General features: G+C 74.2%; 15 protein-coding genes and 1 pseudogene. 10 read left to right on the top strand and 6 right to left on the bottom strand.

Going from position 1 to position 19,178, the window contains the following annotated elements; all coding sequences use genetic code 11:
• Positions 1–130 precede the first annotated feature (130 nt).
• Positions 131–1,147, bottom strand: a complete 1,017-nt coding sequence (locus E2B92_RS02315; RefSeq protein WP_126888181.1) for an iron-containing redox enzyme family protein — start codon at positions 1,145–1,147, stop codon at positions 131–133.
• Positions 1,144–2,721 carry an FAD-dependent oxidoreductase gene (locus E2B92_RS02310; protein WP_126888182.1) on the bottom strand — a complete coding sequence of 526 codons (1,578 nt, stop codon included), beginning with the start codon at positions 2,719–2,721 and terminating at the stop codon, positions 1,144–1,146. The genes E2B92_RS02315 and E2B92_RS02310 overlap by 4 nt, the downstream gene beginning before the upstream one ends.
• 63 nt (positions 2,722–2,784) lie before the next feature.
• On the opposite strand from E2B92_RS02310, the gene E2B92_RS02305 reads away from it, so the two are divergent.
• From E2B92_RS02305 to E2B92_RS02275, 7 genes and pseudogenes are all read left to right on the top strand, one after another.
• A complete protein-coding gene (locus tag E2B92_RS02305; RefSeq protein ID WP_126888183.1) occupies positions 2,785–3,444 on the top strand; it encodes a HemK2/MTQ2 family protein methyltransferase in 660 nt (219 codons plus the stop codon).
• Entirely contained in the window at positions 3,428–3,673 is a 246-nt protein-coding gene (locus E2B92_RS02300; RefSeq protein ID WP_185923717.1) for a CDGSH iron-sulfur domain-containing protein, read from the top strand. The genes E2B92_RS02305 and E2B92_RS02300 overlap by 17 nt, the downstream gene beginning before the upstream one ends.
• A gap of 28 nt (positions 3,674–3,701) precedes the next feature.
• Positions 3,702–3,953 carry a DUF6480 family protein gene (locus tag E2B92_RS02295; RefSeq protein ID WP_126888184.1) on the top strand — a complete coding sequence of 84 codons (252 nt, stop codon included), beginning with the start codon at positions 3,702–3,704 and terminating at the stop codon, positions 3,951–3,953.
• A gap of 14 nt (positions 3,954–3,967) precedes the next feature.
• Positions 3,968–4,384 carry a CBS domain-containing protein gene (locus E2B92_RS02290; protein ID WP_133087368.1) on the top strand — a complete coding sequence of 139 codons (417 nt, stop codon included), beginning with the start codon at positions 3,968–3,970 and terminating at the stop codon, positions 4,382–4,384.
• Positions 4,385–4,598: 214 nt separating this feature from the next.
• Positions 4,599–5,777 (top strand): acyl-CoA dehydrogenase family protein, encoded by a 1,179-nt coding sequence (locus E2B92_RS02285; protein WP_126888185.1) that lies wholly within the window; start codon positions 4,599–4,601, stop codon positions 5,775–5,777.
• Positions 5,778–6,029: 252 nt separating this feature from the next.
• Positions 6,030–8,407 (top strand): annotated as a pseudogene (locus E2B92_RS33225) (tetratricopeptide repeat protein).
• On the top strand, positions 8,404–9,948 hold the full coding sequence (locus E2B92_RS02275) for a phytoene desaturase family protein (protein ID WP_126887412.1): 1,545 nt from the start codon (positions 8,404–8,406) through the stop codon (positions 9,946–9,948). Before E2B92_RS33225 ends, E2B92_RS02275 begins: the two are co-directional and overlap by 4 nt.
• A gap of 67 nt (positions 9,949–10,015) precedes the next feature.
• Here E2B92_RS02275 and E2B92_RS32590 read toward each other — a convergent pair whose 3' ends face one another.
• From E2B92_RS32590 to E2B92_RS02265, 3 genes are all read right to left on the bottom strand, one after another.
• Entirely contained in the window at positions 10,016–10,192 is a 177-nt protein-coding gene (locus E2B92_RS32590; protein WP_160159727.1) for a hypothetical protein, read from the bottom strand.
• A gap of 240 nt (positions 10,193–10,432) precedes the next feature.
• Complete coding sequence (locus E2B92_RS02270; protein ID WP_126887413.1) at positions 10,433–10,627, bottom strand: antitoxin; 195 nt, start codon at positions 10,625–10,627, stop codon at positions 10,433–10,435.
• A gap of 85 nt (positions 10,628–10,712) precedes the next feature.
• A complete protein-coding gene (locus tag E2B92_RS02265; protein WP_133087367.1) occupies positions 10,713–12,491 on the bottom strand; it encodes a serine hydrolase domain-containing protein in 1,779 nt (592 codons plus the stop codon).
• A 207-nt stretch (positions 12,492–12,698) separates the two neighbouring features.
• Here E2B92_RS02265 and E2B92_RS02260 point away from each other — a divergent pair, with 207 nt between their 5' ends.
• The 3 genes from E2B92_RS02260 to E2B92_RS02250 all read left to right on the top strand — a co-directional run bounded on the left by E2B92_RS02260 (position 12,699) and on the right by E2B92_RS02250 (position 16,701).
• The gene (locus E2B92_RS02260; RefSeq protein WP_126887414.1) at positions 12,699–13,808 is read left to right on the top strand and encodes an NAD(P)H-dependent flavin oxidoreductase; all 1,110 of its coding nucleotides are present in this window, start codon (positions 12,699–12,701) and stop codon (positions 13,806–13,808) included.
• Entirely contained in the window at positions 13,805–15,472 is a 1,668-nt protein-coding gene (locus E2B92_RS02255; RefSeq protein WP_126887415.1) for an acyl-CoA synthetase, read from the top strand. Before E2B92_RS02260 ends, E2B92_RS02255 begins: the two co-directional genes overlap by 4 nt.
• Positions 15,473–15,540: 68 nt before the next feature.
• Positions 15,541–16,701 carry a calcium:proton antiporter gene (locus E2B92_RS02250; RefSeq protein ID WP_126887416.1) on the top strand — a complete coding sequence of 387 codons (1,161 nt, stop codon included), beginning with the start codon at positions 15,541–15,543 and terminating at the stop codon, positions 16,699–16,701.
• Here the strand turns inward: E2B92_RS02250 and E2B92_RS02245 are convergent.
• Positions 16,691–19,165 carry a penicillin acylase family protein gene (locus E2B92_RS02245; protein ID WP_126887417.1) on the bottom strand — a complete coding sequence of 825 codons (2,475 nt, stop codon included), beginning with the start codon at positions 19,163–19,165 and terminating at the stop codon, positions 16,691–16,693. The two genes, E2B92_RS02250 and E2B92_RS02245, sit on opposite strands and share 11 nt — an antisense overlap.
• Between the last annotated feature and the right edge of the window lie 13 nt (positions 19,166–19,178).

Here is a 19,178-nt window from a genome sequence, read left to right as displayed (position 1 = left end):
ACGGGCCACGCGACCACCCGCGCCGCGTGGCCCCCGCGCCTGCCCGCGTCCCCCCCCGGGACGCGGGCCACGCACTCCGTACGACGTATGACGCGGCCGGCCGCGTATGTGGCCGGCCGGCGTCACCCGCCTACGACGTGACCGTCCCCGGGGCCGGGCGGGGCGTGCCGCGCAGGGACGAGCGGCCGTGGTCCCAGGCCGCGAGCACCCGGGCCTCCCACCGCTCGTCGAGCCAGACCGTGGCCCGGATGCCGAAGGCCACGTCGGCGGCCAGCCCCGGCTCGCGCTCCAGCAGGCCGCCCAGGACGTCGCGGCGCATCACCTGCTCGTGCACGGCGTCGGCCTCGATGTGCTCCGTGAAGAAGCGGACGCACCGCTCCTCGGCCCCCAGCCGCTCCAGCGCCTTCGCCATCCGCCGCGCGCCCGGCGGCGAGGCGATCTCCAGCACCGCGAAGTTCCCGGCCGCCGCGCCCCGCAGCGACCGGCGCAGCCCGAACAGCGACATCACGTTCACAGTCGCCAGCGTCGTAGCCGGGACGAGCTCCAGGTAGTGGCCGTAGGACGGGTCCAGCCCGGCACCCTCCATCAGGTCCGCGAACAGCTTCGCGTGCACCCGCTCACCGCGCCCGGCGCCGAACTCGTCGTACGCCACCGCCACCAGTGACGCCTTCGCCTGCCCCTCCAGGCGGGGGATCAGCCACGCCTGCGGATCGGACTCCTTGAGCTGGTACGGCGAGCGGTGCACCAGGTACTCCCGCATCAGCTCCCACGTGCCGCTCTCCATCAGCCGGTGCGACACCCCGTGGCCGTCCACGGGCTCCACGAGCAGTGGTGCGAGCGCCTCCGCGACGTCGTCGCCCCCGGGCACCGCCTCGCGCAGGGCGGCCAGGAACGCCTCCTCCATCGGCCGGCGCAGCGCGAGCAGCCCGGCGTCCCACTCCCGGTCGGCGGCGACGCCCTCCATGTCCCGGTAGTGGGGCTCGTACGCGAGGTACAGCGCGAGCTGGAGGTCCTCGCCCAGCGGGTCGGCGCCGGCCACGGTGACCTCCGGAGCGGGGCCGCCCCGCAGCACCCGCAGCACGGCCGCCGACAGGGGGCCCCGGTCCTCCGGCAGCGGAGCCGGGCGCGAGGCGGCGGCAGGCGTCATTCGTCCTCCTCCGCCACGTCCGCCGCCTCCACCGTGTCCTCGACGTCCATCTGCTCCAGCGGCCGCACCGCCGGTCCCTGCACCACCTTGCCGTCCACGTCGAACCGCGAACCGTGGCACGGGCACTCCCAGGCGCACTCCTCGTCGTTGAAGTGCACGATGCAGCCCAGGTGCGTACATCGCGCCGACAGCGCGTGCAGGGTGCCCGCCGCGTCCCGGTGGACCGCGAGGCGCCGCCCCGCGACCCGGACGACCGCGCCGCCGCCCCGGGGGATGTCGGCCGTCGTGTCGGCGTGCGCGCCCGGCAGCCGGTCACCGATGAAGTGCTTGCCGACCTGCGCCTGGAGCCGCAGCATCGCGGGTGCCTCCCGCACCGGGTGCAGCCGCACCGGGTCGTACAGGCTCGTCCAGGCGGGTTCACGGCCCCGGATGCGGGCGGCGAGCAGATCGCCCGCCATCACCCCGTTGCTCATGCCCCAGCCGGCGAAGCCGGTCGCCACGTACGCGTGCCGGGACCCGGCGTGCAGCCGCCCCACGTACGGCACCCGGTCGGTCGTGACGTTGTCCTGGGTCGCCCAGCGGTGGGTGAGCTCCACGCCCTCGAACCGCTCCCGCGCCCAGGCGGCGAGCCTGTCGTAGTGCCGGCCGACCTCGCCGTCCTCGACCGCGCCGGGCGTGAACTTCTCGCCCGTGACGATGAGCATCCGGCGCCCGTCCTCGCCGTACGGTGCCGTGCGCACCGATTTCGTGTTGTCCTCCCAGGTCAGGAACATGCCGCCCGGGTCCTGGCCCTCGGGGAGCGGGCCGGCCACCACCAGTTCGCGCTTGGGCTCCAGCCGGGTGAACAGCAGCGCCCGGTCGAAGACCGGGTAGTGGGTGGCGACGACCACCTCACGCGCCTTGATCGTGTGCCCGGTGCTGGTGGTCAGCTCGCACGGGGAGCCCTCCTGGAGGCGCGTCACCCGCGTCCGCTCGAAGATCCGCCCGCCCAGCACCTCCAGGTCGGCGGCGAGCCCCAGCAGGTACTTGCGGGGGTGGAACTGCGCCTGGTTCTCCACCTTGACCGCGCCCACCACCGGGAACGGCAGCGGTACGTCGGTCTCGTACGAGGCGTCCAGCCCCGCCGCCCGGGCCGCCTCCGCCTCCTCGCGGAGCTGGTCCGCCTTCTGCGGGTCCTCGGTGTACGTGTAGGCGGGCAGCCGCTCCAGGTCGCAGTCGATGCCCAGCTCCTCGCTCACCTCGGCGACGCGGTCGACGGCGATCTGCTGCGAATGGGCGTACAGCCGGGCCGCCCGGGCGCCATGGATCCTGGCGATGTCCGCGTACACCAGCCCGTGCAGCGCCGACAGCTTCGCCGTCGTGTGGCCGGTCACCCCGGTGGCGATGCGGTCGGCCTCCAGCAGCACCACCGGATGCCCGGCGCGGGCCAGCTCCCACGCCGTGCAGATACCGGCGATCCCACCGCCCACGACGGCGACCTCGGTCTCGATGGGCCCGTCCACGGCCGGGCGCGGGGGTCCGGGGGCGTACTCCATCCACAGAGAACCCGAACCGGTACCGGACTCAAGACTCATCGCTCACTCCTCACACACCGATCACCGGCGTTTCGCCGGGAAAGACCGAGGTACCCGCTGCTCATGCGTCTACTCAGACCGCGCGGCGTGTACGCGCCCCAGGAGGACACGGAACTGCTCGCCCGGGCCGCCCGTGAGGAACTGCGCGCACTGCGCGAACAGAGCGGCGTCGAGGTGCTCGACGTGGGCACCGGGACCGGCGCACTGGCGCTGGTGGCGGCCAGGTCCGGAGCGGCCCGTGTGACCGCCGTCGACATCTCCTGGCGCGCCGTGCTCGCCGCGCGGTACAACGCCTGGCGCCTCGGCCTGCCGGTCGTCGTCCACCATGGCGACCTGACGGAGCCGGTGGAGGGCCGCCGTTTCGACCTGATCCTGTCGAACCCGCCGTACGTGCTGTCCCCGGCGCCCGCGCGACGCCGCGAGGAGCGCACCTGGAGCGCGGGCGCGGACGGGCGCCAGATCCTCGACCGGATCTGCGCCCGGGCGCCCGGCCTGCTGCGGGACTCGGGCGTCCTGCTGCTGGTGCAGTCGGCGCTGTCCGGCGTGGACGCCACGCTGGACTCCCTGCGCGACGGGGGCCTGTCGGCGCGGGTCGAACTGCGCACGACGATCCCCTTCGGGCCGGTGATGGCGCGGCACGCCGAGTGGCTGGAGGAGCGCGGGCTTATAGCCCCCGACGAGCGCAAGGAAGACCTGGTGGTGATCCGTGCGCAACGCGTCTGAACGCCCCGCCGGACGGGTGGTGATCGACCCGGAGGGGCCCCTGCTGCTGGAGGGGCCCGTCGAGATCCGGCTGCCGGACGGCACGACCGCGTACTCGGACCGGTTCATGGTGGCGGTGTGCACCTGCCGCCGCAGCCGCCGCTACCCGTGGTGCGACACCAGCCACCGGCGCCGCACGCGCGGGCGGGACGAGGCCGGGGAGCAGGCGCGGAGGCCGGCGGAGGATTGAAAGGCTCCGGTCTGCGCACTCGTACGCCATGACCCACCCGAACCCGAACCCGAACCCCGACCCGGATCCCGAGCGGGACCGCACCCCGGGTCTCGACGCCGGAGGCGGTGTCCCGCCGGGCGAGACACCGCCCGCGGAATCGAGCATGTCCGGGGCCGGGCCGAGGGAGACGCACAACCCGCCGACCGGCTGGGCGAAGGCACCGGTGGTGCTGATCCTGCTGGTCGCCGTCCTCGTGGCGGCGCTGTTCGCCGCGATGGCCATCGTGATCGCACTCTGAAGGGAGCTCCGGGCATGACAACCGCACGTCAGCTCATGACCATGGGCGTCGACTGCGTCGGTGAGGGCGACACCGTCCTCCAGGCCGCCGAGATGATGAAGCAGCTCGGCGTGGGCGCGATGCCGATCTGTGGCTCCGACGACAAGCTCAAGGGCATGCTGACCGACCGCGACATCGTGGTGAAGGCGCTCGGCGCGGGCAAGGACCCGGCGAGGACGACGGCGGGCGAGCTGGCGCAGGGTGAGGTCGTCTACGTGAACGCCGACGACGACGTGCAGATGGTGCTGCGCAAGATGTCCGAGCACAAGGTGCGCAGGCTTCCGGTGATAGACGACCACCGCCTGGTCGGCATGATCGCCCAGGCCGACGTCGCCCGCGCACTGCCCGACCCCCAGGTCGGCGACCTCCTGGAAGCCCTCTCCACCGACTGACCCGCCACCGCCCACCCCCGCCGCCCATGGGTCGGCCCCGCCACGGAGGCGGGGCCGACCCATGGGCGCTGCAGCGCCGGTCGGCCTCCGGCGTGCCCGGGACCCCCGCCGCCCACCGTGAACCGCGCCACGGGGCTTCCGCATTACTGGAACAGGTTCTACTCTGTGCCGCGCCGTGCGGACTGGCCGCGCCACCGCGACGCCTGGAGGGGCCGTGCACCTCGCATACACACCGGAGCAGCACCGCCTGCGCGCCGAACTGCGCGCCTACTTCGCCGAGCTCGTACCCGAGGGCGCCCATCCGGGCGACGCCGACCCGGTCGCCCGCAAGCGCTTCTACCGCGCGACCATCCGCCGCCTGGGAGCCGACCGGTGGCTCGGCGTCGGCTGGCCAGAGGAGTACGGCGGGCGCGGCCTGACGCCGATGGAGCAGTTCATCTTCTTCGACGAGGCCGCCCAGGCGAGCGTCCCGCTGCCGCTCATGGCGCTGAACACCGTGGGCCCCACGATCATGCGGTTCGGCACCGAGGAGCAGAAGGCGTACTTCCTGCCCCGCATCCTCTCCGGCGAGATCGACTTCGCCATCGGCTACAGCGAACCCGCCGCCGGAACCGACCTCGCCGCGCTCCGGACGCGGGCCGTGCGGGACGGGGACGAGTACGTCGTCAACGGCCAGAAGATCTGGACCACCAACGGCGACACCGCCGACTGGGTGTGGCTCGCCGTGCGCACGGACCCCGACGCCCCGCCCCACAAGGGCATCAGCACGCTCCTCGTCCCGACCTCCGACCCCGGCTACTCCTGCACCCTCATCAACACGCTCGCCGGGCACGACACCACCGCGAGCCACTACGACAACGTCCGCGTGCCCGTGTCGCACCGGATCGGCGAGGAGAACCAGGGCTGGCGGCTGATCACCAACCAGCTCAACCACGAGCGCGTCACGCTCGCCGCGCACGGCACGATGGCCATCCGCGCCCTGCACGACGTGCGGCGATGGGCCGCCGGCACCAAGCTCGCCGACGGCCGCCGCGTCATCGACCTCGGGTGGGTCAGGAAGCGCCTCGCGCAGACCCACACGAAACTCGACGCGATGAAGCTCCTCAACTGGCGGATGGTCACCGCACTCCAGGAGGGCACCCTCACCCCGCAGGACGCCTCGGCCGTCAAGGTGTACGGCTCCGAGGCCCGCCGAGACGCGTACGCCTGGCTGATGGAGGTCGTCGGTTCGGCGGCCCCGCTCAAGGAGGGCTCGGCCGGCGCCGTCCTCCACGGCGACCTGGAGCGCGGGTACCGCACCGCCGTGATCTTCACCTTCGGCGGCGGCAACAACGAGATCCAGCGCGAGATCATCTCCTGGATCGGCCTCGGCATGCCCCGGGTACGGCGGTGAACCCACCGCACTGAGGCCCCTGCCGTATCCACCCGTAACTGCCGCAACAGCGCCCCTCGAACCCGTCATCGGACTGTCGCCCGACACCCGCCGCGCCCCGTACACACCGTGCGGACAGGCCGCCATACTGGACGGGCCGGGGAGGGCAGGACGGGGACGGCGGGCGCGGCGGCGCGGTGGAGCGGTGGAGCGGCGCGGCGACGGGTACCGGACAGGTGCTCGACGGGGACTCGACGGGGGCGAGGGCACGCGATGGGGGAGAGCAGGCTGCTCCAGGGCCGGTTCCGGCTCGAGGAGCTGATCGGACGCGGCGGCATGGGCGAGGTGTGGCGCGCGACCGACGAGTCGCTCGGGCGCCGCGTGGCGGTCAAGTGCCTCAAACCGCTGGGCCCGCAGCAGGACCCGAACTTCATCCGGGTGCTGCGTGAGCGCTTCCGCCGCGAGGCGCGCGTGGCGGCCGCCCTCCAGCACCGCGGCGTCACCGTCGTCCACGACTTCGGAGAGTCCGACGGCCTGCTCTACCTCGTCATGGAGCTCCTCGACGGCCGCAACCTCAGCCAGCTCCTGGAGGACCACGCACAGCACCCGCTGCCCGTCCACGACGTCGTCGACATCGCCGAGCAGGTCGCCGACGCCCTCGCCTACACCCACCGGCAGGGCATCGTGCACCGGGACCTCAAGCCCGCCAACATCATGCGGCTCGGCGACGGCACCGTGAAGATCTGCGACTTCGGCATCGCCCGCCTCGGCGCCGACATCGGCTTCACCTCCCGGCTCACCGGCACCGGCATCGCCATGGGCACCCCGCACTACATGTCGCCGGAGCAGATCAGCGGCGGCCACGTCGACCACCGCAGCGACCTGTACTCGCTGGGCTGCGTCCTGTACGAGATCGCCACCGGCACCCCGCCCTTCGACCTGGACGACGCCTGGGCGATCCTGGTCGGCCACCGCGACACCACGCCCGAACCGCTGCGCAACCGCCGGGCGGAGATCCCCGAGTTCTTCGAGCGCCTCGTGCTCGACCTGCTCGCCAAGAGCCCCGACGGCCGCCCCGACGACGCCGCCGACCTCCGCCGCCGCATCACCGCCGCCCGCCCGGCCCCGGCGCCGGTGCTCCACGCGCCCTTCCCCCTCGCCCCGGCGTACCCGCACGCGCCCCACCACCTGCCGTCCTGGACCCGCGGCATGACCACCGGTCACAAGGCGGTGGGCACCGCCCTGCTGCACGCCACCCCGCCGCCCGACCCGTCGGCGGGCCTCACCGGCGAGTGGACCGCCGCCCCCGCCCCGCCCGCCCCCCCCCCCCCCGTACCGGCGGCGACGCCGCACGCCCCCCCCCCCCCCCCGCCCCGCCGCCCCCGCCCCCCCCCCCCCCCCCCCCCCCGCCCCTGCCGCCCCTCCCTCCCGTCCCGCCCACCCCCCCGCGGGCGCGGGCGGAGGCGCACGGCGTACCGCCCGAGGTGCTCGCCCGCCTCGCCGGCCGGCACGGCGAGGGCCTCCGCCTGGGGCGCCTGGGCCGCTGGAAGGAGGCGGGGGAGGTGCACCGCACGGTCGCCGCCGAACGGGAGCGGACCCTGGGCGCCGACCACCCCGACACCCTGACCAGCCGCTACGAGGCAGGCTTCGCGTTCGGCCGGACCGGCCGCGACGCCGACGCGCTGCGCGAGTTCGGCCGCGTCGCCGAGGGCCGCGCCCGGGCGCTCGGCCCCGACCATCCCGAGACACTGACGGTGCGCCAGGAAATGGCGTACGTGCTGGGCCGGCTCGGACGCCATGCCGAGGCCCACCGCACGTACACCTCCGTCCTCGACGCCCGCACGCGCACCCAGGGCCCCGACCACCCCGACACGCTGCGCTGCCGCCACAACCTGGCGTTCAACCTGGGCCGGCTCGGCCGCCTGGAGGAGTCGTACCGCATGGCCGACGAGGTGGCCGCCGCCCGCGCCGCGCTGCTGGGACCCGACCACCCCGACACCCTGGTCACCCGGTACGAGGTGGCGCACGCCCTCGGCCAGCTCGGGCGCTGGACCGACGCCCTGCGCACCTACCGGGACGTCGCCGCCGCCCGCGCCCGCGCCCTGGGCCCGGACCACCCCGACACGCTCGCCGCCCGCCACGAGGTGGGGATAAGCCTCGGCAGGCTCGGCCGCGGCCCGGAAGCGCTGGAGCTGTTCCGCGACCTCGTCGCCGCCCGCACCCGGGCGCACGGGCCGGACGACCCGGAGACCCTGCGCGCCCGGCACGGCCTGGGCGTCAACCTCGGCCGCCTCGGTCGCTGGCGGGAGGCGCTCGCCGAGGCCCGCGACGTGTGCGCCGCCCGCGAGCGGGTGCTCGGCCCCGACCACCCCGACACGCTGGTCAGCCGCCGGGAGATCGCCGTGGGGCTCGGCTGGCTCGGCCGCTGGCACGAGGCGCTCTCCGTCTACCAGCGGGTCGCCGAGGCCCGGGACCGGGTGCTCGGCGCCACCCACCCCGACGCCCTGGCCAGCCGCGACGACGAGGCCCACTGCCTCCAGCAGCTCGGGCGGCAGGCCGAGGCCGCCGAGCGGTACCGGCGGGTGGCCGCGCTGCGCCGGCGCGACGGCCACTGGAAGGCCCGCGGCGGCGCGTGCTACGAAGGGCCATGACCGTACCGCGCTCGTACGACGCCGTCATCGTCGGCGGTGGCCACAACGGACTGGTCGCCGCCGCCTACCTCGCCCGCGCCGGGCGCTCCGTCCTCGTCCTGGAACGCCTCCCGGGCACCGGCGGGGCCGCCGTCTCCACACGGCCCTTCCCGGGGGTGGACGCCCGGCTCTCGCGCTACTCCTACCTGGTCTCCCTGCTGCCCCGGAAGATCGTGCGGGACCTGGGCCTGCGCTTCACCGTCGCCCGGCGCACCATCTCCTCGTACACCCCGGTGGAGCGGCGGGGCCGGGCCACCGGCCTGCTGGTGGGCGGTGAACGGACCCGCGAGTCGTTCGCCGCGCTCACCGGTTCGGACGCCGAGTACACGGCCTGGCGGCGCTTCTACGCCCGGACCGGGCACGTCGCCCAGCGGGTCTTCCCCACCCTCACCGAGCCGCTGCCCACCCGCGAGGCGCTGCGCGCCCGGATCGACGACGACGAGGCGTGGCGGATGCTCTTCGAGGAGCCCGTCGGCGTCGCCGTCGAGGAGCACTTCGCCGACGACCTGGTGCGGGGCGTGGTGCTCACCGACGCCCTGATCGGCACGTTCGCCGACGCCCACGACCCGTCCCTGGTGCAGAACCGCTGCTTCCTCTACCACGTGATCGGCGGCGGGACGGGTGACTGGAACGTGCCGGTCGGCGGCATGGGCGCCCTCACCACCGCGCTCGCGGACGCGGCGCGCGCCGCGGGCGCCGAGATCCGCACCGGCCACGAGGCGACCCGGATCACCACGGACGGCCACCACGCCGAGGTCGCCTTCCGCACGGCGGACGGCGAGGGCGCGGCCGGCGCCCGGTACGTGCTGGTGGGCGCCTCACCGCACACGCTGGCCGGCCTGCTGGGCGAGAGCGCCCCGCCGCCCGCCGAGGGTGCGCAGCTCAAGGTCAACATGCTGCTGACGCGGCTGCCCCGGCTGCGCGACCGGTCCGTCGACCCGCGTGAGGCGTTCGCGGGGACGTTCCACATCTCCGAGGGGTACGGGCAACTGGCCGCCGCGTACCGGGAGGCGGCGGCCGGCCGGCTGCCGGGTGCCCCGCCCTCCGAGATCTACTGCCACTCCCTGAGCGACCCGACGATCCTCGGCCCCGACCTGGCCGCCAGGGGCCACCAGACGCTGACGCTCTTCGGCCTGCACACCCCGGCGCGGCTCTTCGCGGCCGACAACGACGCCGCCCGCGCCGCCCTGCTCAAGGCGACCCTCGCCGAGCTGGACACCCACCTGGACGAACCGCTCGCCGACTGCCTCGCCACCGACGCGGAGGGACGCCCCTGCATCGAGGCCAAGACCCCGCTCGACCTGGAACGGGAGGTGGGGCTGCCCGGCGGCCACATCTTCCACGGCGACCTCGCCTTCCCCCACGCCACCGACACGACCGGCCGGTGGGGCGTGGAGACCACCCACGCCAACGTGCTGCTCTGCGGGGCGGGCGCGGTGCGCGGCGGCGGCGTCAGCGGCATCCCGGGTCACAACGCCGCCATGGCGGTCCTGGGCCGCTGAGGCACCACGGCCGGACGACACACCGATGGGCGCCACCAGGGCGCCCATCCGTGTGCCGCTCGTGGGGTCAGCCGACGTCCCAGCAGGTGGCCTCGTGGTGCTTGACCTTGACGTCGCCTGCCTTCACGTGGCCGCCGGACCCCCAGCAGCCTTCCACGTCGTCGCCGTGGGCGGCGGCGGGGGCCGCGGCCATGAAGCCGACCGCCAGCAGGCCGGCCAGAACGAGCGAGATGCGCCGAAGCATGAGTTTCTCCTTCGAGTTGGGGACTCGACACGACTGTTCATCAGTCGCCGCTCCAGCGCACGCCGAGTCGCGCGGGCGGGTGGTGGAGCCGCCCCGAGCGCGCCGCGCGGGGGAGGGGAGACGGGTCCCCGGAGCACGGGCGAAGGGCACACGCCCGTCCCCGGTGGTCGTGGGAGCACGACCACCGGGGACGGGAAGGCTGTCACCGCTCCGGACAGGCCGGGGCCGGGTGGGCCGGCATCAGGTCCGGGTCGGCGGGTCCTGGTTCGGGTCGCTGCCGAACTCGTTCTTGAGCCGCTCCTGGCCGGTGTCCACCTGACCGCTGTACTTGCCCTGGGTCCTCTTGTCGACGTAGTCGCCGCCCTTGTCGATGCCTTGGGCGGCCTTGTCCTCGTGGCCCTTGAGCATCTGCTTGAGCTTGTCCATCACGGACATGGGTCATCCTCTCCTCGCAGAGTGACCCCCCGCCCCTCAGTTTCGCTCGCCCGTACGAAACCCGCATCCGCACCGCCGTGACCAGTCAGTTCGCCGACTCCACCCACCCCTGCGCCTCGATCCGGGCGCCGTCCCCGGGCCGCGCCTCGTCGAAGAGGGTCCGCGAGCCGTCCTGGACGCGCAGGGCGTCCACGTACACCCCGCGCCCGACGTACAGCCGGTCCGTGGCGTACCGCCAGCGCAGCCGGACCGGTGTGCCCCGCCATCCGGACAGGTCCGCCTCCAGCCGGTGCCAGACCCGGCCGGACCAGCCGCTCACCGACCCGGCCGGGTGCTGCCGGGGCTGCTGCCCGTGACGTACGGTCGTCACGAACGGCACCGGCCGCCAGGTCGCGCCCGCGTCGCCGGACGCCTCCAGGTACAGGGCGTCCGCACCGGGCTCGGTGTCCCACCACACCGAGCAGCGCAGCCGGGGGCGCGGCGACGCGGGCGTCAGCTCCGGCAGGGTGAGCGTCGCCGACGCACCGGCGGCCATGCCCGCGTACCAGGCGGTGCGGCCCCGCGCGGGGCGTACCGGAACGGCGCGTGCCAGGTTGTTCGCGGCGGCCACGCGCGGCGCGGAGCCGGAGCGCCAGCCGCGCACCGGGTGGACCGAGTTGCCGAGCACCACCAGGAAGGAATCGGTCGTGGGGTCGATCACCAGGCTGGTGCCCGTGAAACCGGTGTGGCCCGCGGTGTGCGGGGTGGCCATGGCGCCCATGTACCAGTGCTGGTTGAGCTCGAAGCCCAGGCCGTGCTCGTCGCCGGGGAAGGCGGTGTTGAAGTCGGTGAACATCAGCTCCACCGACTTGGGTTCCAGGATGCGCGCGTGCCCGTACACGCCGCCGTTCAGCAGCGTACGGGCCAGGACGGCCAGGTCCCACGCGCAGGAGAAGACACCCGCGTGGCCCGCCACGCCCCCGAAACCGTACGCGTTCTCGTCGTGGACCTCGCCCCACACCATGCCGCGGTCCAGGCCCGACCAGGGCGGCCGGGCGTCCTCGGTGGCGGCGATCTTCGGTCTCCAGGAGGCGGGCGGGTTGAAGCGCGTGCGGTGCATCCCGAGCGGACCGGTGATCTCGTTGCGCAGCAGGGCGTCCAGCGAGTGGCCGGTGATCCTCTCCAGGACGAGCTGCAGGGAGATCAGGTTGAGATCGGAGTAGAGGTACCGCGTGCCGGGCGGGTGGGCCGGGGCCTCCTGCCACAGCAGCCGCAGCTTCCCCTCCCGCGTCGGCTCCTTGTACAGCGGGATCCAGGCGCGGAGGCCGGAGGTGTGCGTGAGCAACTGACGTACCGTGATGTCCTGCTTGCCGCCGCCCGCGAATTCGGGCAGGTACGCCGTGACCTTCTCCTCCAGCTCCAGCGCCCCGCGCTCCAGTTGCCGCACGGCCAGGACGGAGGTGAACAGTTTGGAGACCGACGCCAGGTCGAAGACCGTGTCCTCGGCCATCGCGATCCGGCGCTCGGGCGGCAACTCCACGCCCGTGTCGGTCTTCTCGTCGTACGCCGCGTAGCGCACCGCGTGCCCGATCGCCCGGTGCAGCGCCACCGTGCCGCCGCGTCCCGCCAGAAGCACCGCGCCCGCGTACCACGGGTGTTTGGGGGAGGGCTCCAGGAACCGCTCGGCGTCGGCGACCAGCCGGTCCAGGTGCTCGGGCAGCAGCCCGGCGCGCTCGGCGGAGCCCAGCCGCAGCGTGGGCCGGCCGCCCGGAGCTCCACGGGACCCCGCCGCCGCGGCGGCCCCCGGAATCGAACCGATCACCAGCCCACCTCCCAGGGTCAGCACCCCGCCGCCGAACCGGCGACGGCTGATCCCCTCCGTCATGCCCATCACGGTCCCCCTTCCGGACAGCTTCGGAAGCCCCGCACAGCCGGAGAAGCCTCCTGAAAGAATTCTTCGCCACCACCCGCACCACGTGAAACTTTCTTACCGTCAGCCCGACCGCGTCAAGAACCGGCCACCCGGAAAGAATCTGACGCTGCATCAGAAATTCTCTTCCCTCGCCCGTTCCGCTGCGGCATCCTGCCGCCCATGGAGACGGAGCTGAGCAAGAGACTGGGTGTCGAGCACGCCATCTTCGGCTTCACGCCCTTCCCCGCCGTGGCGGCCGCCATCACCAGAGCGGGCGGGTTCGGCGTACTCGGCGCCGTCCGCTACACCGCGCCCGACGACCTCGCCCGGGACCTCGACTGGATGCGGGCCCACACCGGCGGCCTGCCTTACGGCCTCGACGTCGTCATGCCGGCCGCGAAGGTGGAGGGCGTCACCGAGGCCGACGTCGAGGCGCTGATCCCCGACACGCACCGGCGGTTCGTCGCCGAGACCCTCGCCAAGCACGGTGTGCCCGAACTCGCCGACGGCGAGGCATCCGGCTGGCGCATCACCGGCTGGATGGAGCAGGTCGCCCGGGCGCAGCTCGACGTCGCCCTCGAACACCCCATCGCCCTCCTCGCCAACGCGCTCGGCTCCCCGCCCCCCGACGTCGTGCGCCGCGCCCACGAGCGCGGCATCCTCGTCGCCGCCCTCGCCGGCAGCGCCACGCACGCCCGGCGCCACGCCGAGGCGGGCATCGACGTCGTCGTCGCCCAGGGGTACGAGGCGGGCGGCCACACGGGCGAGATCGCGTCCATGGTCCTGACGCCCGAGGTCGTCGAGGCGGTCAGCCCCCTGCCCGTCCTCGCCGCCGGAGGCATCGGCAGCGGCGAGCAGATCGCCGCCGGGCTCGCCCTCGGCGCCCAGGGCGTCTGGCTCGGCTCCCTCTGGCTCACCACCACCGAGGCCGACCTCCACTCGCCCGCTCTCACCGCCAAGCTGCTGGCCGCCGGCAGCGGCGACACCGTCCGCTCCCGCGCCCTCACCGGCAAACCCGCCCGCCAGCTCCGCACCGCGTGGACCGACGCCTGGGACGACCCGGACGGCCCCGGAACGCTCCCCATGCCCCTCCAGGGGCTACTGGTGGCCGAAGCCGTCTCCCGTATCCAGAAGTACGAGGTCGAGCCGCTGCTCGGCACGCCCGTGGGGCAGATCGTCGGCCGGATGACCTCCGAACGCAGCGTGCGCGAGGTCTTCGACGACCTCACCCGGGGCTTCGAACGGGCGGTCACCCGTCTCCACCACATCGCGCAGAGGAGCCGGTCATGAACGAGCCGGTCGCACAGCAGCAACCGGTCGGCGGCGAGCCGGCGGGGAAGCAGGCGGTCCGCAAGCAGCCGGCCGGGAGCGAGCCGGCGGGGGGCCCGCCGAGCCCGCCGGGCGACGGCGGGCGGCCCAACGGCTTCTGGGCCCAGGCCGCCGCCGACCCCGCCCGTACGGTCCTGACCGCGCCCGACGGAGAGCGGTGGACCGCCGGCGAGCTGCACGCCGCCGCGAACCGGCTCGTCCACGGACTGCGCGCGGCCGGAATGGAGACCGGCGACGCCTTCGCCGTCGTCCTGCCCAACGGCGTGGAGTTCCTCACCGCGTACCTGGCCGCGTCCCAGGCGGGCTTCTACCTGGTCCCGGTCAACCACCACCTCGTCGCGCCCGAGATCGCCTGGATCGTCGCCGACTCCGGCGCCAAGGTGCTCATCGCGCACGAACGGTTCGCCGAGGCGGCGCGCGCCGCCGCCGACGAGGCGGGGCTCCCGCCCGGACAGCGCTACGCCGTCGGGCCCGCCGACGGCTTCCGCCCGTACGCCGGACTCCTCGACGGCCAGCCCGCCTCACCGCCCGAAGGCCGCACGCTCGGCTGGGTGATGAACTACACCTCCGGCACCACGGGCCGCCCGCGCGGCATCCGCCGCCCCCTGCCCGGCAGGCCGCCGGAGGAGACGTACCTCGGCGGCTTCCTCGGGATCTTCGGCATCAAGCCGTACGACGGCAACGTCCACCTGGTCTGTTCGCCGCTCTACCACACCGCCGTGCTGCAATTCGCGGGCGCCTCCCTGCACATCGGCCACCCCCTCGTCGTCATGGACAAGTGGACGCCCGAGGAGATGCTGCGCCTGATCGACGCCCACCGGTGCACCCACACCCATATGGTCCCCACCCAGTTCCACCGCCTGCTCGCCCTCCCCGAGGAGGTGCGGACGGCGTACGACGTGACGTCGATGCGCCACGCCATCCACGGCGCCGCACCGTGCCCCGAGCACGTCAAGCGGGCGATGATCGACTGGTGGGGGACGTGCGTGGAGGAGTACTACGCGGCCAGCGAGGGCGGCGGCGCGTTCGCCACCGCCGAGGACTGGCTGAAGAAGCCCGGTACGGTCGGCCGGGCGTGGCCCATCAGCGAACTCGCCGTCCTCGACGACGACGGCCGCCCGCTGCCCCCCGGCGAACTGGGCACCGTCTACATGAAGATGACCACCGGCGGCTTCAGCTACCACAAGGACGAGGCCAAGACCCGCAAGAACCGGATCGGCGACTACTTCACCGTCGGCGACCTGGGCCACCTCGACGAGGACGGTTACCTCTTCCTCCGCGACCGCAAGATCGACATGATCATCTCGGGCGGCGTCAACGTCTACCCCGCCGAGATCGAGGCCGTCCTGCTCACCCACCCCGCCGTGGCCGACGCCGCAGCCTTCGGCGTCCCGCACCCCGACTGGGGCGAGGAGGTCAAGGCGGTCGTCGAGCCCGCCGAGGGGCACGCCCCCGACGCCGGCCTGGCCTCCGCGATCCTGGCCCACTGCGCGGGGCGTCTCGCCGGCTACAAACGCCCCAGGAGCGTCGACTTCATCGCGTCGATGCCCCGCGACCCCAACGGCAAGCTCTACAAGCGCCGCCTGCGCGACCCGTACTGGGAAGGCCGGCAGCGCGCGGTGTAGCCGCACCGGCGCACCCGTTTCGGTGCCCCTGCCGCGCGGTGCGCCGCCCGCTCTGGCAGCGTGGCGGCATGAGCACCGGCACGGGCGGCACGGGCACGGACACCGGCACGGACCAGCGGGGCGCGGCGCCCGGCGGGGCGCCGGGGCCCGCGCGGCAGTGGACCACCTGGGCGCCGGTGGCCGCCGTGCTCGTACTGGCCGCGGGCTGGGGGCGGGACCTGCCGGGGCCGGTCGTCGCGGTCGTCGGGCTCTGCCTGATCGGCTCGGTCCTGTCGGCCGTGCACCACGCCGAGGTCGTCGCGCACCGCGTCGGCGAGCCGTTCGGGTCCCTCGTCCTCGCCGTCGCGGTGACCGTCATCGAGGTCGGGCTGATCGTCATGCTGATGGCGGGCGGCGGCGACAAGGCGTCCACCTATGCCCGCGACACCGTGTTCGCCGCCGTCATGATCACCTGCAACGGCATCGTCGGCCTGTCCCTCCTCGTCGCCGCCCTGCACAAGCGGCGGGTCGCCGTCTTCAACGCCGAGGGCTCCGGCGGCGCCCTCGCCACCGTCCTCACGCTCGCCGCCATGACGCTGGTGCTGCCCAGCTTCACCACCAGCCGGCCGGGCCCCGAGTTCACCGGGGCGCAGCTCGCCTTCGCCGCCGGCGCCTCGCTCTGCCTCTACGGGATCTTCGTCGCCGTGCAGACCGTCCGGCACCGCGACTACTTCCTCCCCGTCGCCCGCGACGGCGCGGCGGCGGGCGACGACGATCACGCGCCGCCGCCCACCGTCACGGAGACGTGGTGGAGCCTCGGGCTGCTCCTGGTGGCCCTGGTCGCCGTCGTCGGCAACGCCAAACTCGTCTCGCCCACCATCGAGGACGGTGTCGAGTCCGCCGGGCTGCCCAAGGCGGTCGTCGGAGTCGTCATCGCCCTGATGGTGCTGCTGCCGGAGTCCCTGGCGGCCGTGCGTGCCGCCCGCCGGGACCGCGTGCAGACCAGCCTCAACCTCGCGTACGGCTCCGCGATCGCCAGCATCGGCCTGACGATCCCGGTGATCGCCCTCGCCACCGTCTGGCTGTCCGGGCCCCTGGTCCTGGGACTGGGCCCGCTCCACCTGGCGCTGCTCACGCTCACCGCCGCGGTGAGCGCCCTGACCGTGGTGCCCGGACGAGCCACCCTCCTCCAGGGCGGCGTGCACCTGGTGCTGTTCGCCGCCTTCGTGTTCCTGTCGTTCAGCCCCTGACGCGCACCACCCTCAGCTTCGGGTCGGCCAGGATGTCCTTCTCGCAGAACCGGGCCGTCACCCACCGCTCGCCCGAGAACAGCGACGTCTGGTCGCTGAAGTGCGGCGACGCCGGGTCCGACGACTGGGAGTACGTCAGCAGGGTCCGTGCCACCGGGCACCGGCCGCCGTCCCAGCCGACCGCCTGGACGTGGCTCGTCCCGTGCGCCACCTCCGTGTAGCCCCCGCCGGCCGCGTTCCACACCGGCTCGGTCTTGTTCCACACGCCCAGCGACTCCGTACCGCCGTGCACCGGGACCCGATGGCCGCCGCGCACCACGAACTGGTGGTCGCCCAGCGGCGCGTCCAGCGGTATGCCGGCCGCCCGCAGCTCGGCGACGGCGCCCTTCAGCGCCGTGGCGAAGGCGGGCCCACCGGTGTCGAGGGTGTGCGGCGTACGGACCGGGTCCGCCGCCGAGAACGGCACCTTCCACAGCGCGTCCGCCGGGACGGACGCGGTCAGCCTGCGCCAGAAGCGGTCGAAGAGCAGCGCGCCCCGGCTGCCGGTGTCCATCGTGCGGTCCCACCGCCCGATCACCTCGCACGCCCGCGGGTCGTCCGGCAGCACGGCCGGGCAGGCCCTCGCGACGTCGGCCGCCGCCAGGTCACCGGCCGGCGCCCGGTTGGCGAACTGCTGCCGCTGGAGGTCCGCCACCGTCAGCCGGCCCCGCGCGGCCATCGCCGCCACGTCCGCGACACCGCCCCGGGTGCGCAGCGAACGGGGCGTCGCGATCGTCCCGAACACCCGCTCGTAGCCGGTCAGGGGCCGCTCCGCGTTGGTCAGCCACGCGCTGTCGTTGGAGTTCACCGCGTACGGCGCGTCCTTGAGCACCGGCATCCGCGACGGCCCGAAGATCCCCGGCTGCACCGCGTCCCGGTCCGAGCCCGGCGCGCATCCGGAGCGCGCGCCGTCCAGCACCGCCACGCCCGACGCCGGGTACGTCACCGCGCCCAGCGGCGTCGAACAGCGCCGTGCCAGCTCGTCGGTGATGCGCGGCAGCACCTGCGACTGGCTGAACACCGTGTGCCCGCCCGCGTCCGCCGCGACCGTGTTCACCCACGGCAGGCCCTGGGTGCGCCGCAGCACGCCCAGCACCTCGTCCGCCGAACGGGCCCGGGCGAAGCCCAGCGCGGTGTCCGTGGCGCGCAGGTTGACGGCGTTGGGGTCGTTGAGCGCGTACGCCGTCGTCGCCGACCACGGCAGCGGCAGCGACGGGCCCAGCGAGGTGACGACCGGCCCGTACCGGGTCCACCACTGCGTACGCGTCACCGGGACACCATCCTTGACGGGCACGGTGACCGTCCGCTTCCGCATCCTTTCCCGCCTGCCGTCGACCAGGTGGACCGTGGGGTCGGACGGGTCCAGCGTGAGCTGGTGCAGGTTGAGCGGGACACCGGTGGCGACCGTGTGGCTCCACGCCACCTTGTCGGTGAACCCGATGTTGACGGCCGTCCCGCCGAGCAGCGAACCGCCCGAGACGTTCAGCTCGCCCGGGATGGTCTGCTGCGACTGCCAGAAGCGCCGCCCGCCGTGCCAGGGGTAGTGCGGGTTGCCCAACAGCAGACCGCGGCCGTTCGCCGTCGTGGCGCCGCTGAACGCCACCGCGTTGGACCCCATGTCGGCGGAACCCGTGCCGGCGGAAGCCGTGCCGGCGCCGCCCGCGCTCCCGGCGCCCCCTCCGGCGAACAGGGCGCGTGCCGCCCGCGCCGTACGCACCGGGTCGGCCGGCGCCACCGGGACGGCACCCGGCGGGCGCGCGGCCGTGATGCCGCCAACGGCACGCCCCTGGCCGCCCAGCACCGCCAGGGCGAAGGCGCGGCGCGCCACGTCCAGCGCCGACACCGGACGTACCCATCCGGCGCCCGCGCACGCCGGGTCGGTGACGCGGTTCTGCCGCAGCCAGGCGTTGTAGCCGGCCGCCCAGCCGCGCATCAGCTCCCGGGCCTCACGGCTCGGCCCGGCCGGTGCGGGCGTGCGCAGCAGCCGCTCGACCGTCCCCGCGTCCCGTACCCCGCGGAAGTACAGGTCACTGGAGAGGTTGGTCCGCGCGGACGACAGCGCTCCGTCCGACGCCGCGTCCGGCCCGAAGTGGCGCGAGCGCTCACCGCGTACGGTGACGAAACCGTCGGCGAGCACGCACACCTGGTCGGCGGCCTGCGCCCAGCCGGTGCCGAAGCCGAGATTCGCGTAGTCCTTGGCCACGATGTGCGGGATGCCGTACTCGGTGTACCGGATGACGGCCGACAGGCCACCGCCGGACGGGCCGTGCCGTTCAGCCGGTACGGAAGGGCTCACCGTACCGGCCACCGCCGCGAGGGCGACGGTGGCCGGCACCAGATGTCTTCTCAGGAGGTGCTTTCTCGGGCGGGTGCGGAAGAGCAACGTGCCTCCCAACGGGACTGGTGTGAAAGCTCGTTGAGCCATGCACCCACCCGGC

Source organism: Streptomyces sp. WAC05374 (genome assembly GCF_004353505.1).
In the GTDB taxonomy this organism is placed as follows: Bacteria; Actinomycetota; Actinomycetes; order Streptomycetales; family Streptomycetaceae; genus Streptomyces.
Note: the sequence above shows the minus strand (reverse complement) of the source record. Positions and strands in the feature narration are given on the sequence as shown.

Coding starts and splice junctions, on each gene's coding strand:
- E2B92_RS02315 (WP_126888181.1), bottom strand. CDS start 1,147: ATGACGCCTGCCGCCGCCTCGCGCCCGGCTCCGCTGCCGGAGGACCGG.
- E2B92_RS02310 (WP_126888182.1), bottom strand. CDS start 2,721: ATGAGTCTTGAGTCCGGTACCGGTTCGGGTTCTCTGTGGATGGAGTAC.
- E2B92_RS02305 (WP_126888183.1), top strand. CDS start 2,785: ATGCGTCTACTCAGACCGCGCGGCGTGTACGCGCCCCAGGAGGACACG.
- E2B92_RS02295 (WP_126888184.1), top strand. CDS start 3,702: ATGACCCACCCGAACCCGAACCCGAACCCCGACCCGGATCCCGAGCGG.
- E2B92_RS02290 (WP_133087368.1), top strand. CDS start 3,968: ATGACAACCGCACGTCAGCTCATGACCATGGGCGTCGACTGCGTCGGT.
- E2B92_RS02275 (WP_126887412.1), top strand. CDS start 8,404: ATGACCGTACCGCGCTCGTACGACGCCGTCATCGTCGGCGGTGGCCAC.
- E2B92_RS32590 (WP_160159727.1), bottom strand. CDS start 10,192: ATGCTTCGGCGCATCTCGCTCGTTCTGGCCGGCCTGCTGGCGGTCGGC.
- E2B92_RS02270 (WP_126887413.1), bottom strand. CDS start 10,627: ATGTCCGTGATGGACAAGCTCAAGCAGATGCTCAAGGGCCACGAGGAC.
- E2B92_RS02265 (WP_133087367.1), bottom strand. CDS start 12,491: ATGACGGAGGGGATCAGCCGTCGCCGGTTCGGCGGCGGGGTGCTGACC.
- E2B92_RS02260 (WP_126887414.1), top strand. CDS start 12,699: ATGGAGACGGAGCTGAGCAAGAGACTGGGTGTCGAGCACGCCATCTTC.
- E2B92_RS02255 (WP_126887415.1), top strand. CDS start 13,805: ATGAACGAGCCGGTCGCACAGCAGCAACCGGTCGGCGGCGAGCCGGCG.
- E2B92_RS02250 (WP_126887416.1), top strand. CDS start 15,541: ATGAGCACCGGCACGGGCGGCACGGGCACGGACACCGGCACGGACCAG.
- E2B92_RS02245 (WP_126887417.1), bottom strand. CDS start 19,165: ATGGCTCAACGAGCTTTCACACCAGTCCCGTTGGGAGGCACGTTGCTC.